Origin of the sequence: Williamsia maris (assembly GCF_024171815.1) — a bacterium.
Taxonomy (GTDB): domain Bacteria; phylum Actinomycetota; class Actinomycetes; order Mycobacteriales; family Mycobacteriaceae; genus Williamsia_A; species Williamsia_A maris.
The window spans coordinates 388,332-404,191 of record NZ_JAMTCJ010000001.1 but is presented as its reverse complement, the minus strand read 5'-3'; the positions used below and the strand labels follow the sequence as shown (position 1 = coordinate 404,191).

Genomic DNA, 15,860 nt, shown 5'->3' with positions numbered 1-15,860 from the left:
GATCCGGTGCTGCGCGACACTGACACGATGACTTCCACGACTCCGACCGGGGCGCCACTCGTGGTCGTCGTCGGATCGGTGAACCTCGACGTCGTCACCGAACTCGACCATCTGCCACGGGCGGGTCAGACCCTCATCGCGCGGTCCGTGCGGCGCAATGTCGGTGGCAAGGGGGCCAATCAGGCCGTCGCGGCCCAGATCTCCTGTGGCGCGGTGTCGTTCATCGGACGGGTGGGCGACGACGCGGACGGGCGCACACTCGTCGCCGAGCTCGACCGCAGAGGTGTCGCCACCGACCTCGTCGCCGTGGTCACCGACGAGCCGAGCGGCGCGGCCTACATCGCGGTCGCCGACGGGCAGAACACGATCGTCGTCGCGGCCGGTGCGAACAGCGTGTGGGGCGCGTTCTCCGACGACGAGCGCTCGGCGATCGAGGCCGCGCCGGTGGTGGTCTGCCAGCTCGAGATCCCCGACGCCGTGATCGCCGCCGCGTCGGAGCGTTCCACCGGGCGGTTCGTCCTCAACGCCGCTCCCGCGCGTCCGGTGCCGGAGTCGGTGCTCGGTCGCTGCGACCCGGTGGTCGTCAACGAGAACGAACTGGCCGACCTCACCGGCCTCTCGGTCGACGATCCGGATTCCGCGCTCGCCGCCGCCAGGGAACTCCGGACCAGGGGAGCGATCAGTGTCGTCGCGACGCTCGGCGCGGCCGGGTCGATCTGGGTGGACGCCGACGGTCACGGCCGTCAACCCTCGCCCCGGGTCGAGGTGCTCGACTCCACCGGCGCAGGCGATCAGTTCGTCGGCGCCCTGGCCGCCCGCCTGGCGACGGGGGACGAGCTCGCGGCCGCGGTCCGCTGGGCCACCGCCGCGGCGTCGATCTCCGTGCAGGGGATCGGCACACTGGCGTCGTACCCAGATGCCGATTCCATCGCGGGCGTGGTCGCCGGCCTCCCCGGCCCATCGGCGGGGTGAGAAACGCCCGATTCGTCCCATTTGCGATCATTAGCCCTGGTTAACCGCGTTTCCGATTCGCGAAACGCCGACCCCGGAGTTGTGTATCCGAGCGCGAACAGACACGATGGAGCAATGTTCACTGTGATCGTGCTCACCATTTGCGCAGGGTGGTGCCTGGTGTCGATCGCTGCTGCGTTGTTGATCGGTGCTGCCGTCGAGCGACGCGACGCCGACCTCGGTTGCGGGGATGGCATCGACGTCCGCGCGCCGCATCCCGAGGCCCCGGTCAGGGAGATGCCGTCAGCCCCGTCGCTCATCCCCGCACAGTTCTGATCCGCCTGACCCTCATCCGTCCGACGCGCCCACCTGTGTTGTCACGTGCCCAGACGTAGCGCCGGACTGCTGATCTACCGTCGCGTGTCCGGATCCGTGGACGTCGTGCTCGCGCATCCGGGCGGACCGTTCTGGGCCAAGAAGGACGCCGGCGCCTGGTCGATCCCCAAGGGGGAGTACGAGTCCGACGAGCTTGCGCTCGACGCGGCCCGGCGCGAGTTCACCGAGGAACTCGGGATGCCGGTTCCCGACGGCACCGTGATCGACCTGGGCGAGATCACCCAGAAGGGCGGCAAGGTCGTCACCGCGTTCGCGATCGAGGCCGACCTCGACGTCTCCGACACGGTGAGCAACACCTTCGAGATGGTCTGGCCACCGCGCTCCGGGGTCATGAAGTCGTTCCCCGAGGTCGACCGTGTCGAGTGGTTTCCCCTCGACGTCGCACGGGAGAAGATCCTCGCCGCGCAGCAGCCGTTCCTGGATCGGTTGCCCGACCAGGGGTGAGCGCCCAGCTCAGTCGAGTCGGTGCCGGATCAGGCGAGAGCTGTTGGCGACCACCGCGACCGACGAGGCGTTGTGCAGCACCGCGGCCAGCACCGGCGAGAGTGCGCCGCCCGCACCGACAGCGAGCCCGATGGCGTTCACCGCGATCGACATCCCGTAGTTCTGTCCGATGAGATCGACCGTGCGGGCCCCGAGCTCGCGGACGTCGACGAGTCGTCGTAGGTCGTCACCGGCCAGCGCGATGTCGGCGGCCTCCACGGCCACGTCGGTACCACCCAGGCCCATCGCGATGCCGATGTCGGCGGCCGCGAGCGCGGGAGCGTCGTTGATGCCGTCACCCACCACGGCCACGACGTGTCCGGCATCCTGCAGGTCGCGAACCGCCGCCAACTTGTCCTCGGGGAGCGCCTCCGCGCGCCACTCGTCGATGCCGAGTTCGGCGGCGACCGCGGCGGCGGTGGTGGGATGGTCTCCGGTCAGCATGACGATGCGGGTGATGCCCACCGACCGCAGTTCTGCGATCACCTCGGCTGCCTCGGCCCGCACCTCGTCGCGCAGGCTGATCAGTCCGACCAGCTCGCCGTCGACCGCCAGCAGCAATGGTGTCTCCGCACGCGAGCGCAGCTTGTCGACCCACGCCTCGGCGTCCGCGCTGACCGCGACGTCCTCGCCGGTGAGCAGGGACGGGCTGCCGAGCAGCAGCGTGCGTCCGTCGGCCCGGGTGCGCATACCCAGCCCGACGAGCACCTCGCACTCCTCGTGCGGGGGGATGGCGATGTGGCGTTCCTCGGTGGACCGGATGACGGCCTCGGCCAACGGATGTCGGGAGTGGATCTCGGAGCTGGCCGCGTAGGCCAGGACCTGCTCGGGCTGCCAGTCGTCGTGGAACGACACGACGTTGGTGACGATGGGACGGCCCTGGGTCAGGGTTCCGGTCTTGTCGAAGACGACGGCGTCGAAACGGCCGGCGCGCTCGAGGTGCGAGCCGCCCTTGATCAGGATGCCGCGTCGCGCGCCGTTGCCGATCGCCGCGCTGATCGCGGTCGGGGTCGCCAGACCCACCGCGCACGGGCAGGCGATGAGCAGCATCGTCATCGCGCGCCGGACGTCGCGGGTCAGCAACAGGGTGATGGCGGAGACCGCGAACGATGCGGGCACGAACCGTCGGGAGAAGTTCTCGCCGACGGTCTGGATCGGGGCGCGGTCGTGCTGCGCCTCCTCGACCCGGGTGATGATGCGTCCGATGGTGGTGTTGTCGCCGACCGCGTCCGCGCGCAGGACCAACCGGCCGTTCATCACGACCGACCCGGCGTAGATGGTGGCGCCGACCCCTGCGGTCACCGGCAGGCTCTCGCCGGTGATGGCGGACTGGTCGACGAGCGCCTCGCCCTCGACGACGGTTCCGTCGATGGGCACCGCGACACGGTCGTGGACGATGACCTCGTTGCCGACGGCGAGGGTCTCGATGCCGACCTGGATCTCGGTGCCGTCGCCCAGGCGGACCCACGCGGTGTCCTGGTTGCCGCGCAACAGGTCGGAGATCGCCCGCCGGGTGCGACGCAGCGTGAGGTCCTGGAGGAACTCGCCGATGTTGAGCAGCCACAGGACGGTCAGCGCGACGACGTTCTCGCGCAGCAGCAGGCTGGCGACCGTCGCGGCCGAGACCAGCGCGTCCGTACCCGCCGACTTGCCGCCGAGCAGGGAGCGGAACGCGCCGCGCAGGAACGGGTAGCCGGTGAAGATGGTGACGCCGGTGGCGAAGAGTCGACTGGTCGGGCCTAGCATCGGCGCACGTCGCAACCCGTACCGGCGGATTCCGAGCAGACCGAGCGCGAGGGCGCCGACGCCCATGCGGACGATGTCGGTGTTGGAGATCTCCGCCGAGTACGGCGGGCGAACGGGCAGCAGGTCAGCCGAGACGGTCGACGACGCGTCGATCGCGGAGATCACCGCGTCGCGGTCCAGGGACCCGGTGCGGTACCAGACCACGACCGAACCGGTGCGTGGATAGGCGTGCACGACACGCACGCCCGGCACGCTGATGACGGCCTCCTCGACGGCGACCGCGCGGATCGACGATCCGCGCAGCCACTCCACGCGCAGCCGCAGGCGGCCGGCCGCGTCGGAGACGGGGGTGATGTCGATCAATGGTCGTGGGTGTGTCCGGCGTCGGCGGTGCCCGGAGGGGTGGTCTCCTCGCCGACACGCTCGCGGGCCTCGGCGACCACGTCGGCCACGGCCAGGCGCGCCGACTCCGCGGACTCCTCGGCCTTGCGGGTGCCCCGCAGTCCCCAGGACGTGACGACCACGGCGGCGTCACGGACGGGCGCCTTGGCGACCGCCTTGCGCGCGAGGTCATAGGCGACGGCGCCCACCGCGCCGGTCACCACTGTCGTTGTCGCCTTGGCGATCAAGCCGTGTACGAGCATCTTCTTGCTGTCCTCACGTCGTCGAATCGTCACCAACCTACTCGACCGGCGACGGCCGGTACATGTCGGAGCGCGAGGTTACGGTATGCGCATAGATTGATGAGTCACGCGAAGTAGCGTGATGCGCAGACGGCGAATGTGACACTCGGGAGGAAGATTCGATGATCGGCGACACCCAGCGCTCTGGCGACACCGGGACCGGACGGCGCATCGTCGTGTTCGCCCCGAACGACGGAAGTGCCACCTATGCAAGCACTCTGCGTCAGGTGGCCGGAATGACGAGCGTGGCCTCGACGACCGACTTCGCGGGGCAGGCCCTCGACATCGAACAGACCCGCTCGGCCCAGGCGACCATCTTCGCCGAGCTCGGGGTCGCGGTGGTCGACGCCGACGCCGACCAGATCGTCGCCCTCGACGCCATGTGCTCGGTCGACGGCGCGATCCGTTCGATCGAACCCGAACGCGTGCAACGCATCCGCACCGCCGGGTCCACCGGTGCGTCGCCGGACTATCTGCGGGGATACCGCGACGGGGTCACCGATCTGTCCGAACGCCTCGGTGGGGCAGTCGCTTCGGCCACCGACGCCGGTCCGATCGTCGACACCGATCAGTTCACCTGGGGACTCATCGCGACCGGGGTGTCCACGTCCGCGGCGACCGGCGCCGGTGTCAAGGTCGCCGTCCTCGACACCGGTATGGACCTCACCCATCCCGACTTCGTCGGCCGGTCGATCACGGCGCAGAGTTTCGTCTCGGGCGAGCAGCCGCAGGACGGCCACGGCCACGGAACGCACTGCGTCGGGACGTCGTGTGGTCCGCTCGCGCCGCCGACCGGGCGGCGGTACGGCATCGCCCACGGTGCGGAGATCTACGTCGGCAAGGTGCTCGGGAACGACGGGGGCGGGCCGGACGCGGGCATCCTCGCCGGGCTGAACTGGGCGCTGGCCAACGGCGTGCACATCGTGTCGATGTCGCTGGGCGCCGACGTCCGCGAGGTGTCGCAGGCGTACGAGACCGTCGGCCGCCGCGCCCTCGACGCGGGCACCCTCATCATCGCGGCGGCGGGCAACAACGCCAACCGGCCGTCGGATCCCGGTTTTGTCGGTGTCCCCGCGAACAGCCCGTCGATCGCCGCGGTGGGTGCGATCGACGGCGCGTCGGCGATCGCCTCGTTCTCCGCGCGCAGCACGCCCGTCGACGGCGGCAACGTCGACATCGCGGCACCGGGTGTCGACGTCTACTCGTCGTGGCCGGTCTTCGCCTCGAGCCCGTCGCGGTACAACACGATCAGCGGGACCTCGATGGCGACACCGCATGTGGCGGGCATCGCCGCGCTGTGGTGTCAGACCACCGGCCGGCGTGGCCGAGACCTGTGGACCACGCTCACCCAGGAGGCCCGTCGCCTCGACATCCCCGCCGCCGATGTCGGTGCAGGGCTGGTGCAGGCTCCGCGCTGACCGCGACCCCGCCGCCGACCGTGCCGAAACGACGCGCCGACCGTGCCGTTGTGGGATCTCGGTGCACTCAGGCCTGTGATCGGGCACCGGCGGGAGGTGATTTCGGCACGGTCGAGGGGTTGTTTCGGCACGCTCGGCGGAGGTCGCGACCGGGCGTAGAGTGCGGCTCATGCCCGAGATCACCATCACCGTCGACGACGCGCACCTCGCGGCCATCGACGAGGTCGTGGCCGCGGTCCGTGCGAGCGGGGTCGAGGTGACCGGGGTGCACGCCGCGATCGGGATCATCTCCGGGACCGTGCCCGCCGATCGGCGCACCGCGTTGTCGCAGATCCAGGGCGTCGGCGCTATCGAAGAGGCACCGGTGTTCCGCGCCGCGCCTCCGGACTCGCCGATCCAGTGACCACCGGGGTGGCGACGGATCCCGTCGTCGCCGTGGCCATCCGGCTCCGCACCGCGCCCCATGCGCATCCGACGATCACCACGCCGCCGATGATCAACGGCGCCGTGATCGCCTCGCCGATGAGCAGGGCCGACCAGATGAGGGTCAGCACCGGTTGGATCAGCTGGGTCTGACTGACCGTCGTCATCGGACCGACCGCCAGTCCCCGGTACCAGGCGAAGAAGCCGAAGAACATGCTGACCACGCCCAGGTAGGCGAAGGCCGACCACTGCGCCGGGCTCGCGTGCGGCGGCGAGATGACCGCGACGACGACGGTGGCGGTCGCCATGACCGGGAACGCGACGACCAGCGCCCAGCTCACCGTCTGCCAGGCGCCGAGTTCGCGGGCCAGCAGCCCGCCCTCGGAGTACCCGAGCGCACCGAGCACCACCGCCCCGACGAGGTAGAGGTCACCGACGGTCGGGCTGCCCAGCGAACCGTGCGCGACGAGCGAGTAACCGACGACCGCGCAGGCACCGGCGATGCTGAACATCCAGAACCGGCGTCCGGGCCGCTCCCCGGTGCGCATCACGACGGTGGCCGCGGTGATGGCAGGCAACAGTCCGATGATGACCGCGGAGTGGGCGGCGGTGGTGGTGGTCAGGGCCAACGAGGTGAGCACGGGGAACCCGGCCACGATGCCGATCGCCACGACGACGAGACGGCCGACCTGGGACCGGCTCGGGAACCGCACCCGGCAGACGGCGAGAGCGATCATCGCGAGCACGCCTGCGACCACCGCGCGAGCGGTGCCGACGAAGAGCGGGTCGAGTGCGCCGACCGCCACACGGGTGAACGGCACGGTGAAGGAGAAGGCCAGCACGCCGAGGAACCCGAACCAGACACCGGACCGCGGGGAAAGCGGTGTCCCAGACCTGACGAAAGCGCTATCGTTGCTACTCATGTCGAACGATAGCAGTAGTCGGATCGCGGGTCACCTCCGTTCCCTGGTGGCCGACTCGTCACCGGGGAGCCGGTTGCCGTCCACGCGCATCCTGGCCGAACGCTTCACCGCCGGGCCGGTGACGGTGCAGCGCGCGATCGCCACCCTGGTGGCCGACGGACTGGTCGAGACCCGCCCCGGCGCAGGCAACTTCGTCGTGCACCGTCCGCGCACCCGTCGTACCGCCGACGTCGACTGGCAGACCACCAGTCTCGGTCCGGAGCGCAGTGGTGCATCGCCGGTGGGCTCGTCGCTGCGCGGCGTCGACCGCGAGACCATCGCCCTGCACGGCGGCTACCCGCACATGTCGTTGATGCCGATGCGGGAGGTGCGCTCGGCGCTGGCCAAGGCCATCCGGGAGGACCGCAGTTTCGAACGGCCGCCGATCGCCGGGGTCAGCGAGCTGCGGGCGTGGTTCGTCCGTGAGCTCACCGGTGTCGTCGACGACGCGTGGCGCGACTCCGACGCGGTGATCACCTCCGGCGGTCAGAGCGCGCTGTCCACGGTCTTCCGTGCGCTGGCCGGCCCGGGCGAGCCGATCGTCATGGAGTCGCCGACCTACTGGGGTGCGATCACCGCCGCCCGCCAGGCCGGACTGGTCATCGTGCCGGTGGCGCGGACCACCGGGGCGCCACGCCCGGAGGATCTCGACGACGCCCTGCGGTCCTCGGGTGCGCGGCTGTTCTACGCCCAACCCAACTTCGCCAATCCCACCGGGGCGCTATGGAATCCGGCCGATCGTCGTGAGATCCTCGACGTGATCCGGTCGCGGCGGGCGTTTCTCGTCGAGGACGACTGGGCACACGACTTCGCCATCGACGAGACCCCGGTCCCGCTGGCGACGGCCGACGGCGACGGTCACGTCGTCTACATCCGGTCGCTGACCAAGAGCGCGTCGTTGACGCTCCGGGTGGCCGCGGTGGTGGCGCGTGGGCCGGCCCGCAACCGGATCGCCAATGCGCTGGCCGTCAACGACCTCTACGTCTCGCCGCTGCTGCAGCAGGCGGCGCTGGACGTGGTGACCCGGCCGTCGTGGCGCACCCACTGCACCCGACTACGCCGCGAGCTCACCGAACGTCGGGATCTGTTGGTGCGCAGTGTCGCCGAACATGCACCCGACCTCGAGCTCACCCACGTTCCGCGCGGCGGGTTGAACCTGTGGCTGCGACTGCCCGAGGACGCCGACGCCGAGACCTACGCGGCCCGCGCGCTGACCCGCGGGGTGTCGATCTCACCGGGCGCGGAGTGGTTCCCGGCCGACGTGTCCGGGCCACACATCCGACTCAACTACGGCAGTTCGGATCCGAGCAGGTTCGCCGAGGCCGCAGGTGTGATGCAGTCACTGCTGGGGTGAGCCACCGCCGGTCCGCGACGGTTGCCCGACTCCGACCCGAGGCCCTGGGAGTCCGAGGCGCTCGCCAGGCGCCGGTCGAGCGGTGAGTCCCACTCGGTCGTGCTGCGGATGTCGAGCGCAGCAAGCCGTTCGGTCAGCGGCGGGTGCTGCGACTCGGGGCAGTTGTCGATCAGGGTCGTCAGCAACCCTCGCAGGCGTCGTTGCACCTGGATCGATCCGCCGCAGAACTGCCGGATCTCGTCGGTCGCGATCGACACGTAGTCGGTCCAGGACCGTTGGTAGCCGGTGATCCGCGAGAACGCCGTGGCGGCGGTGTCGGCGCGCAGTCGTGGCGCCAGCACGAGCAGGAGATCCTCGAGGTGGTTGAGCGCCTGCACCGCGAGCCCGGGGTTGTTCACCGACGTCGACAACGCCTTGGAGGCGACGTCGACGATCGACTGCAGGGCAGCGACCGGGCTCACCGACGGTTGGTGGGTGTCGCCGAAGATCAACGTGCCCTGCAGCTGATGCGCCGGATGTTGGTGCGGGGCCAGTCCGCTCGGTGTGCCGCGGACCTCGAAGACCGGGCTGTCGTGCGGGACGAAGTCACCGATGGCGGGCACGATCGCCACCGACACCTCCCAGCGGGTGGCCAGTCGCTGGATCCGGGCGAGGTCGATAGCCAGCAGGACTCGGCCGTGCGCGGGGACCTGTCGCAGCCGCACCACGATCACCCCCGCCGCGTCGACATCGACCGACGACTCCGGCGGCGCTGCTGTGTCAGCCGGCGGCTCGTGCGGCTCGGTGTCGGCGGGCGCTTCGGGATAGCGCCGCAGGATCGCGCGGTGGCCCTCGGCGGCGATCCACCGCAACAGGCGCTCGGAGTTGAGGACGTTGCCCACCTTGGCGACCAGCATCACGAACATCACCGCGCTGATCAGCGTCAGGATCATCGCGATCGCCGTGGACACCAGTGGCGCCTCGACCTTGTCGGTGCCGGGTTGGCCGCCGATCGCGATCTCCAGGGCGATGCCCAGAGCGAAGACGAAGGTGGCCAGGAATACGCCGATCGATGCGCGCATGGTGCGGTCCTGCTGCAACATCGGGATGACCCGCACCGAGATCTGGGTGGCCCCGAACTGCATCGCCAGTGTGATGGCGGTGAACACCAGCGCGGTCAGGGTGATCATCGCGCCTGCGATGACGCTGAGCAGGGTGGCCAGGGCGCCGCCGTCGATGCCGTCGACGGTGAACTGGTCGTCGGCGGTGTCGAGCGCCACCGACGCGATCACCGCGAGCGCGACCAGGGTCAGGGGCAGGCGCCAGATCGGTACCGGCCGGAGCCGCCGTCGGGTGCGTTGCCACGCGATCGCCGTCGCGAGTCGGTGCGGTGGCCGCGGGGTGGAGTCGTCGAGGGCGGGGATCGGCGGTGGGGTGCCGACACTCGCCGGGGTGGTCACCTCCGGCAGCCCGAAACTTCCGGAGATCGACTCCTGCACAACGATCTTGGCCCGCACCATGGGTTCGCGGAAGCGTTCCTCGCGCGCCAGCGACCGACTGCGTTTACCCGGGTTGCGCGCGTACCGCCAGCGCGCCCACGGAGCGGCGGGACGGCTCAGCCGGATCGCGCCGACGATCAGCAGCGGAACGATGAACAGGCCGACGAGTCCGGTCCACAGCTTGCCCTTGAGTACGGTGATCACCGCCAGGCCGAGTTCGACGGCCAACCAGATCGACGTCGCGACGATTGCCGCGATCGAATGGTCCTCGCGGAGCTCGCCGACGTCGCCGTCGAAACCGATGGGGCGGATGCCGAACAGGAACAGCGAGACGATGGCGACCGCCACGAACACCGCGTCGATCGACGAGCGTCCCTCCTCGGCCCAGTAGACGTCGCGCAGGTGCAGGACGAGCGCGAACTCGTCGAGCACGAGCGCCGTCCCGATGCCGAAGACCGCGGCGAGGACGCAATTGGCCACCGGGGTCTGTTCGTCGGAGAGCACGACCAGTCCGAACCCCGAGAGCAGCATGAACACCAGGCCGAAGATCACGTGGTGGATGTGCATCCCGCCCGGGGTGACGTTGCCCGGCCACCAGGACACCTGGGCCCGGATCATCCGGACGCTGAAGCGGATGAAGAGGAAGGTCAGGACGAAGGCGACGAGGAGAAAGAATATGGGCAGTCGGCCCGTGTCGATGAATCTCTCGGTGAACCAGTGCGACATCGCGAGTCTCCTGTGTACGTGGGAGAACGGTATATCGCAGCGCCGATGTCCGTGACGGGAATCGGCGGTCGGTGGCGCGGGGGCCGAGAGATCCGGGGGTGAAGGCTCAGCGGTCGAGCAGAGCGCTGCCGGTCCCGCCGAGCGAGATCAGGAACAGGGCGAGCAGAAACCAGCTCGCACCCTGCCAGATCTGCCAACGGCCCTTGGCCTGCCAGGTGCGGAAGGTCCACCACAGGGCACCGACCGCACCGGCGAGAACCAGGAGCGGGAACACGATGATGATCACGAGCGGTACCGGGTCGTAGAGAGCGGCACCGATGCCGAGGAACAACGCAGCGACAACGATGACGGTGACTGCGTAGGTCGCCGCCTGACGAAACGTGGGATCGGGCTCCTGAGTGCTGATGTCTCCAGCATCCATCGGGGTCACGGGCCTCGTCAAACGGCTGCGCTGCGCTCCCGAGGACTACACCGTCGCGTCGGCGGACAACCCGGTGCTGCGATGGCCCAGGACGGCGACGTTGACCATCAGGGCGACCATCGCGACGGCGACGAGCGCGAACACCGCGCCCGATCCGTTGGCGTCGAGGAACGGCAGCAGGATGAACGGCAGGATGCCGGTGGCCAGTTTCGACAGCGAATACGCCGCGCCCGCAGCGGTTCCCCGGATCGCGGTGGGGTAGGAGTCGGCGAGGTAGACGTGATACGCGTTGGAGAACAGGTTCGATGCCATCGTGTACAGCACGCCGGACACGACGATCGCCCACGCGGCGTCGGCGAACCCGAACCAGAGTCCGAACGCGGCCATCAGTCCGGCCGAGGAGATCACCAGCCACTTGCGTTCGACGCGTTCGACGATCGGTATGGCGAGAACGGATCCGAGCGGATAGCCGATGTAGGTCGCCGCGACGAAACCCAGCGACGTGACGAGGTCGAACCCCTTGTCCAGCAGGATGATGGGCGCGAGTGTGCCGAACCCGTAGTACCCGAAGACCTCGAGGACCGACAGGATCCAGAGCATGGTGGTGCGACGGGTCAGCGGCGCGCGGAACAGGGCGGTCGGCGAGACCTTCTTCATCGGCGTGATCTGCAGGTGCGGATCAGGATCGGCCAGGACGTGGCCGGCGTCGATGGCCTGCTGCTCGAACCGTCGGCAGATCTCGTCGGCTTCGTCGTGACGGCCCTGCGTCTCCAGCCAGCGCGGCGACTCCGGCAGGCCCCGCCGGACCAGCCACACCGCAAACGACCCGATGCCGCCGAACACGAACAGCCACCGCCAGCCGTCGACGCCGAATGGTTGGAGCGGCACCAGCCACCGCGCCAGCAGACCGACGGTGGGGACGCCGAGGAACGCGACCGTGTAGGCCCAGGAGATGAACTTGCCTCGCATGTTCTTCGGCAGCAGGTCGGACAGGTACGAGTCGGCCAGTGCGAACTCGGCGCCGATCCCGATGCCGGCGATGAAGCGCGTGATGACCAGGAACGTCGCGTTGGGGCTGAACGCACCGAGCAGCGAGAACAGCGAGTACACGGCCAGGTTGATCATGAACGCCCGGCGTCGACCCACCCGATCGGCGTAGCGACCCATCACGGCGGCACCCAGGAACTGGCCCACGAACGCCGATCCGAGGAGCAGGTTCAGCTCGGTCCGGCTCAGGTCGAGGTCGGTCTTGAGCACTGACGAGATGGTCGCGGCCAGAAAGTTCTCGTAGAGGTCGAAGAACAGGCCGAGCCCGATGACGCCGGTCGCCACCCAGTGCGCACGCACGATCGGCAAGCGGTCGAGGCGCGCTGCGACGCTCACCGCGGGAGCATGAAGATCAGTCACTTCGACAGACTAATGACTCTGGTCCAGGTGGGTGCAGGGTGAGCCGGGCGTATGACCCCGCATCCCATCACGCGTAGATGACCGTGTGCCGCGAGAAGGTCACATCGACGGCGCGCCGAGGAATTCGCTCGACGAGGCGTAGTGCCTGTCGGTGCTCGATCTCGCTGATGGTGACCGTTGGCGGCGGCACTTCGGTTGACGTGGTGCCGGCGTCTTCATCCCGCGGGGCATCGTCACCGGTGTGGGTGCGGTGTTGGTCGAGGAGGTCGCGGATGCGGTGTCGGTGGTTGGCGTGGAGTTGGTCGGGTGGGTCGGTGTTGCGGCGCCAGCCGTAGCGGCCGCGGTCGGGGCCGGTGGTGATTTTCTCGGTGGTCCATTGGTCGGGTTTGGGTCCGACGGCCCGGTTGTGGGGTCCGCACGCGGGGGCGAGTTTGTCGGCGTCGGTGGTGCCGCCGTCGGCCCAGTCTTTGTCGGCGTGGTGGATTTCGCTGTGTGCGAACGGGGTGGGGCAGTCGGCTGCCCCGCATCCCCCGTATTGGGCGAAGAGGATGAATCGTTGGGCTTGGGATGCCAGGCGGTGGGCGCGTCCGAGGAACAGTGGTTCGCCGGTGTGGTCGTCGAACACCGCGAGATGCATCTGCGCTTTCGCGGCGAGGGTGAGGACGTCGCTGATGGGCAGATCGGTGCCGGTCGCGGTGTTTGCGACCCCGGCCCGTTCGCGGAGCTGTTGTTCGGTGATGGAGATGATGATGTGCGGTGGCAGCCCTCGGTGCGACGCGCCGAGGAGGCCGCCGTCGGCTGCGCATTGCAGTATCGCCGTCAACGCGTCGTGGTTGCGTTGCGCCACCGACCGCGAATCCCGATCAGCGGCCTCACGTAGCTGGTTGGCGTCGATGTCGGCGTGGTCTCCGCGCGGAGAGGACTCGTCGTCGGGGTTGTTCATCCCGGGTGCCGCCCACGCCGCGAGCACCACCTCGAACAGTGCCCGCGTCGTCGGATCGAGGGTCCCCGCCAGTGTCGACATCAACTGCGCGTCCTGGGATCCGAGCGACAGTTTGCGGTGGCGGGCGCGGTCACGGTCGTCGGTCAGGGTGCCGTCGGGGTCGAGGTAGGCCAGGATCCGGACCCCGAGCTGGGTGATCTCCCGTGGGGTCAGCCGGCGGGCTTCGGTGGCGAGGGCGGTTTCGGCTTTCGCTGTCTCGGCGGGGTCGACCGCGGCGGGGACTTTCGCGAGTACGTCGAGGATCGCATCGGCATGCTCGGCACCGAGGTGCCCGTCGGCCAGGCCTGCGGCGGTGTTCGGGGCCCGGGGCGGGAGGAGCCCGCCGGTCATCGAATGCATCGACTCCAAATGCTGCACGGCGCGTAACCGTCTGCGGGGACGGGTGATCCGTAACCGGGTCGAGCAGTAATCGGTCAGGTTCTTCGACCCCGACACCCGGAACGCGTCCCGATCCGACACATCCAGGATCCGACGGTTACCGATCGATTCCATCCGCCGCACCACCCGCTCATGCCGCTCGGCCAACTCCGCGACCACCGCATCACCACACGCATCCGACGACCCCGCCGCGATCTCGTCCAGGAGCTGTTCGAGCGCAGCATAATTCGCCTCCAACACAGACACGGTATCGGTCGTATCGGTATCGGTCACGAAGCACTCCTCCCCAGGCGCGGCTACACCACCACGCTACCACATAATTCGAACACGTGTTCGAATACTGTCATCGGAGGTCCGGCGAGAGTGCGATGCGGTCACGCAACCATCGCCGGCCGCTTTCGGACTTCGCTCCGGTAGATGACACAGCCGAAGAGCATGACCTGGATGATCTCGTCGGCGAGGTAGCTGTCGACATCGAGCGGGTGGTCTATCGCGCCGGCGTCTCGGTAGTCCGCCACGGCCGGCGCCAGATCGGCGACGGTCAGGCGATAGGACTCTCCGCCGCCATCGGTGATGGTCGCCTGGTCGCCGCCATCCCACTCATCGACGCGCGCCCAGTGTCGGATTCCGCACCCCTCCACCGCTTCGATGAGGAGCCGTCGAGCGTACGGCGCTCCCTCGGCGGCGGCGCGCCGGCTGCGAACGGCGGCAAGTCCGGTTCGGTATGAGACCCCGTTTTCGAGCGCATAGGTTCGTGCGGCCCGCTTCTCGGCGAAACATTCGGTCATTGGTTTTCCACTCCGTGCGACTACCCGCGCTTGATGTCGCACTGAGCTCGACGGCGATGGACCAGCTCGCAGATCCTACGGACCTTGCCCATCAACGCCGGGCAGACAACGCGGGTGCCTGCTTCGGCTCGGGTGGCTGTGCGATCAGCGCTGGGGCCAGGCTACAAGGTTCGGGCGCCCTGGACATGGGCTCTGGTGGTGACAAGCCGCTGACGGTGCGGAAAGCGCGCATCGAGTGTGCGTTGTTTTGCAGCGCTTCTCGCGTGACGCTGTCAGCACACTCGATGGCGCTTTCCACACAGTCAGCACGTATCTGAGAGCGACCGGGAACATTCGCGGGTTGTCTGTGCATCCAAGAGTTCGACACCGCACACCGCGGCGAGTTGACGAACCAGAGGCGGCATCATGATGGTGGAGAACGCAACGTCGAATTCGAGTGGTTGGAACATCGCTGACCGGGTGGCCACCGCGGTGCTGGTCATGATGCAGTGCGCGCTCTTTGTTCGGCTGATGATCCCGAGTTCCGACTGGGCGCGCGATCCGACGTCTCTCGGCGCGATGCTCGTCGGCAGCGGCGCGGTCGCGATCGGCGGACCGATCATCATCGCCGTGACCGTCGGTGTGGCGTGCAGGGCGTACTACTGCGATCGGGTGTCGGTCGTCATCCCACTCGTGGGGATCCTCGTACTGATCGCGACGTACATCTTCCCGGCCATCCTGGTCACCGCCATGCGGAGCTGATCGGTACTTCAATGTAACTTGAGGTCGGCGTAGCATGCTCCGCATGGCACCGAAGAATGTCGAACTGACCGTCGGGGAGTTGGCCCAGCGAGCCGGCGTCGCACCGTCGGCGGTGCGGTTCTATGAGGACAAGGGACTCATCTTCAGCCGTCGTACCTCGGGCAACCAACGCCGCTACCACCGCGCGATGTTGCGCCGGGTGGCGTTCATCCGGGCGTCGGCGGCAGCGGGTATCCCGCTGACGAAGATCGGCGAGGTGCTCGCGGTTCTGGGCACCACCGAGTCCCCGACCCCGCGGATGTGGGAGAAGGCGTCGAAGCAGTGGATCGACGACATCAACGAGCGCATCGAACTGCTCGAGCACATGCGTGACCTGATGGGCTCGTGCGTGGGCTGCGGATGCCTGTCGTTGAGCAGTTGCAAGCTGCTCAATCCCGACGACGTCGCCGCCGCGACCGGGCCCGGCGCCTCACGCCTGCGGGTGCCGCGCGAGATCTGACGA

At 68.8% G+C, this 15,860-nt stretch carries 16 protein-coding genes; 8 read left to right on the top strand and 8 right to left on the bottom strand.

Features of this window, described 5'->3' with window-relative positions:
* Positions 1 to 27: 27 nt before the first annotated feature.
* The 3 genes from LX13_RS01905 to LX13_RS01895 all read left to right on the top strand — a co-directional run bounded on the left by LX13_RS01905 (position 28) and on the right by LX13_RS01895 (position 1,791).
* On the top strand, positions 28 to 972 hold the full coding sequence (locus tag LX13_RS01905) for a ribokinase (protein ID WP_253659619.1): 945 nt from the start codon (positions 28 to 30) through the stop codon (positions 970 to 972).
* A gap of 114 nt (positions 973 to 1,086) precedes the next feature.
* Entirely contained in the window at positions 1,087 to 1,287 is a 201-nt protein-coding gene (locus LX13_RS01900; RefSeq protein WP_253659618.1) for a hypothetical protein, read from the top strand.
* 45 nt (positions 1,288 to 1,332) lie between these two features.
* Complete coding sequence (locus LX13_RS01895; RefSeq protein WP_253659617.1) at positions 1,333 to 1,791, top strand: NUDIX hydrolase; 459 nt, start codon at positions 1,333 to 1,335, stop codon at positions 1,789 to 1,791.
* A gap of 9 nt (positions 1,792 to 1,800) precedes the next feature.
* Here LX13_RS01895 and LX13_RS01890 read toward each other — a convergent pair whose 3' ends face one another.
* Positions 1,801 to 3,939 carry a heavy metal translocating P-type ATPase gene (locus LX13_RS01890; RefSeq protein WP_301300458.1) on the bottom strand — a complete coding sequence of 713 codons (2,139 nt, stop codon included), beginning with the start codon at positions 3,937 to 3,939 and terminating at the stop codon, positions 1,801 to 1,803.
* Complete coding sequence (locus LX13_RS01885; protein WP_253660527.1) at positions 3,936 to 4,220, bottom strand: DUF1490 family protein; 285 nt, start codon at positions 4,218 to 4,220, stop codon at positions 3,936 to 3,938. The genes LX13_RS01890 and LX13_RS01885 overlap by 4 nt, the downstream gene beginning before the upstream one ends.
* A gap of 161 nt (positions 4,221 to 4,381) precedes the next feature.
* Between LX13_RS01885 and LX13_RS01880 the strand changes: the two genes are divergently transcribed.
* Together LX13_RS01880 and LX13_RS01875 are read left to right on the top strand one after the other, a co-directional pair.
* Positions 4,382 to 5,677 carry a S8 family peptidase gene (locus LX13_RS01880; RefSeq protein WP_253659616.1) on the top strand — a complete coding sequence of 432 codons (1,296 nt, stop codon included), beginning with the start codon at positions 4,382 to 4,384 and terminating at the stop codon, positions 5,675 to 5,677.
* A gap of 169 nt (positions 5,678 to 5,846) precedes the next feature.
* Positions 5,847 to 6,080 carry a hypothetical protein gene (locus tag LX13_RS01875; protein WP_253659615.1) on the top strand — a complete coding sequence of 78 codons (234 nt, stop codon included), beginning with the start codon at positions 5,847 to 5,849 and terminating at the stop codon, positions 6,078 to 6,080.
* Here LX13_RS01875 and LX13_RS01870 read toward each other — a convergent pair.
* Complete coding sequence (locus tag LX13_RS01870) at positions 6,025 to 7,023, bottom strand: DMT family transporter (protein WP_253659614.1); 999 nt, start codon at positions 7,021 to 7,023, stop codon at positions 6,025 to 6,027. The genes LX13_RS01875 and LX13_RS01870 overlap by 56 nt on opposite strands.
* On the opposite strand from LX13_RS01870, the gene LX13_RS01865 reads away from it, so the two are divergent.
* Positions 7,022 to 8,416 (top strand): aminotransferase-like domain-containing protein, encoded by a 1,395-nt coding sequence (locus LX13_RS01865; RefSeq protein WP_253659613.1) that lies wholly within the window; start codon positions 7,022 to 7,024, stop codon positions 8,414 to 8,416. The two genes, LX13_RS01870 and LX13_RS01865, sit on opposite strands and share 2 nt — an antisense overlap.
* On the opposite strand, the gene LX13_RS01860 is transcribed toward LX13_RS01865, so the two are convergent.
* The 5 genes from LX13_RS01860 to LX13_RS01840 form a co-directional block, all read right to left on the bottom strand.
* Positions 8,350 to 10,620 (bottom strand): DUF2254 domain-containing protein, encoded by a 2,271-nt coding sequence (locus LX13_RS01860; RefSeq protein ID WP_253659612.1) that lies wholly within the window; start codon positions 10,618 to 10,620, stop codon positions 8,350 to 8,352. The two genes, LX13_RS01865 and LX13_RS01860, sit on opposite strands and share 67 nt — an antisense overlap.
* Before the next feature lie 106 nt (positions 10,621 to 10,726).
* Positions 10,727 to 11,041 (bottom strand): hypothetical protein, encoded by a 315-nt coding sequence (locus tag LX13_RS01855; RefSeq protein ID WP_253659611.1) that lies wholly within the window; start codon positions 11,039 to 11,041, stop codon positions 10,727 to 10,729.
* A gap of 45 nt (positions 11,042 to 11,086) precedes the next feature.
* A complete protein-coding gene (locus LX13_RS01850; RefSeq protein WP_253659610.1) occupies positions 11,087 to 12,424 on the bottom strand; it encodes an MFS transporter in 1,338 nt (445 codons plus the stop codon).
* Between the two features lie 91 nt (positions 12,425 to 12,515).
* A complete protein-coding gene (locus tag LX13_RS01845) occupies positions 12,516 to 14,066 on the bottom strand; it encodes an HNH endonuclease signature motif containing protein (RefSeq protein WP_301300456.1) in 1,551 nt (516 codons plus the stop codon).
* A 137-nt stretch (positions 14,067 to 14,203) separates the two neighbouring features.
* On the bottom strand, positions 14,204 to 14,617 hold the full coding sequence (locus LX13_RS01840; RefSeq protein WP_253659609.1) for a hypothetical protein: 414 nt from the start codon (positions 14,615 to 14,617) through the stop codon (positions 14,204 to 14,206).
* 405 nt (positions 14,618 to 15,022) lie between these two features.
* Between LX13_RS01840 and LX13_RS01835 the strand changes: the two genes are divergently transcribed.
* A complete protein-coding gene (locus tag LX13_RS01835; protein ID WP_253659608.1) occupies positions 15,023 to 15,358 on the top strand; it encodes a hypothetical protein in 336 nt (111 codons plus the stop codon).
* 43 nt (positions 15,359 to 15,401) lie between these two features.
* Positions 15,402 to 15,857, top strand: a complete 456-nt coding sequence (gene soxR / locus LX13_RS01830) for a redox-sensitive transcriptional activator SoxR (protein ID WP_253659607.1) — start codon at positions 15,402 to 15,404, stop codon at positions 15,855 to 15,857.
* Positions 15,858 to 15,860: the final 3 nt, after the last annotated feature.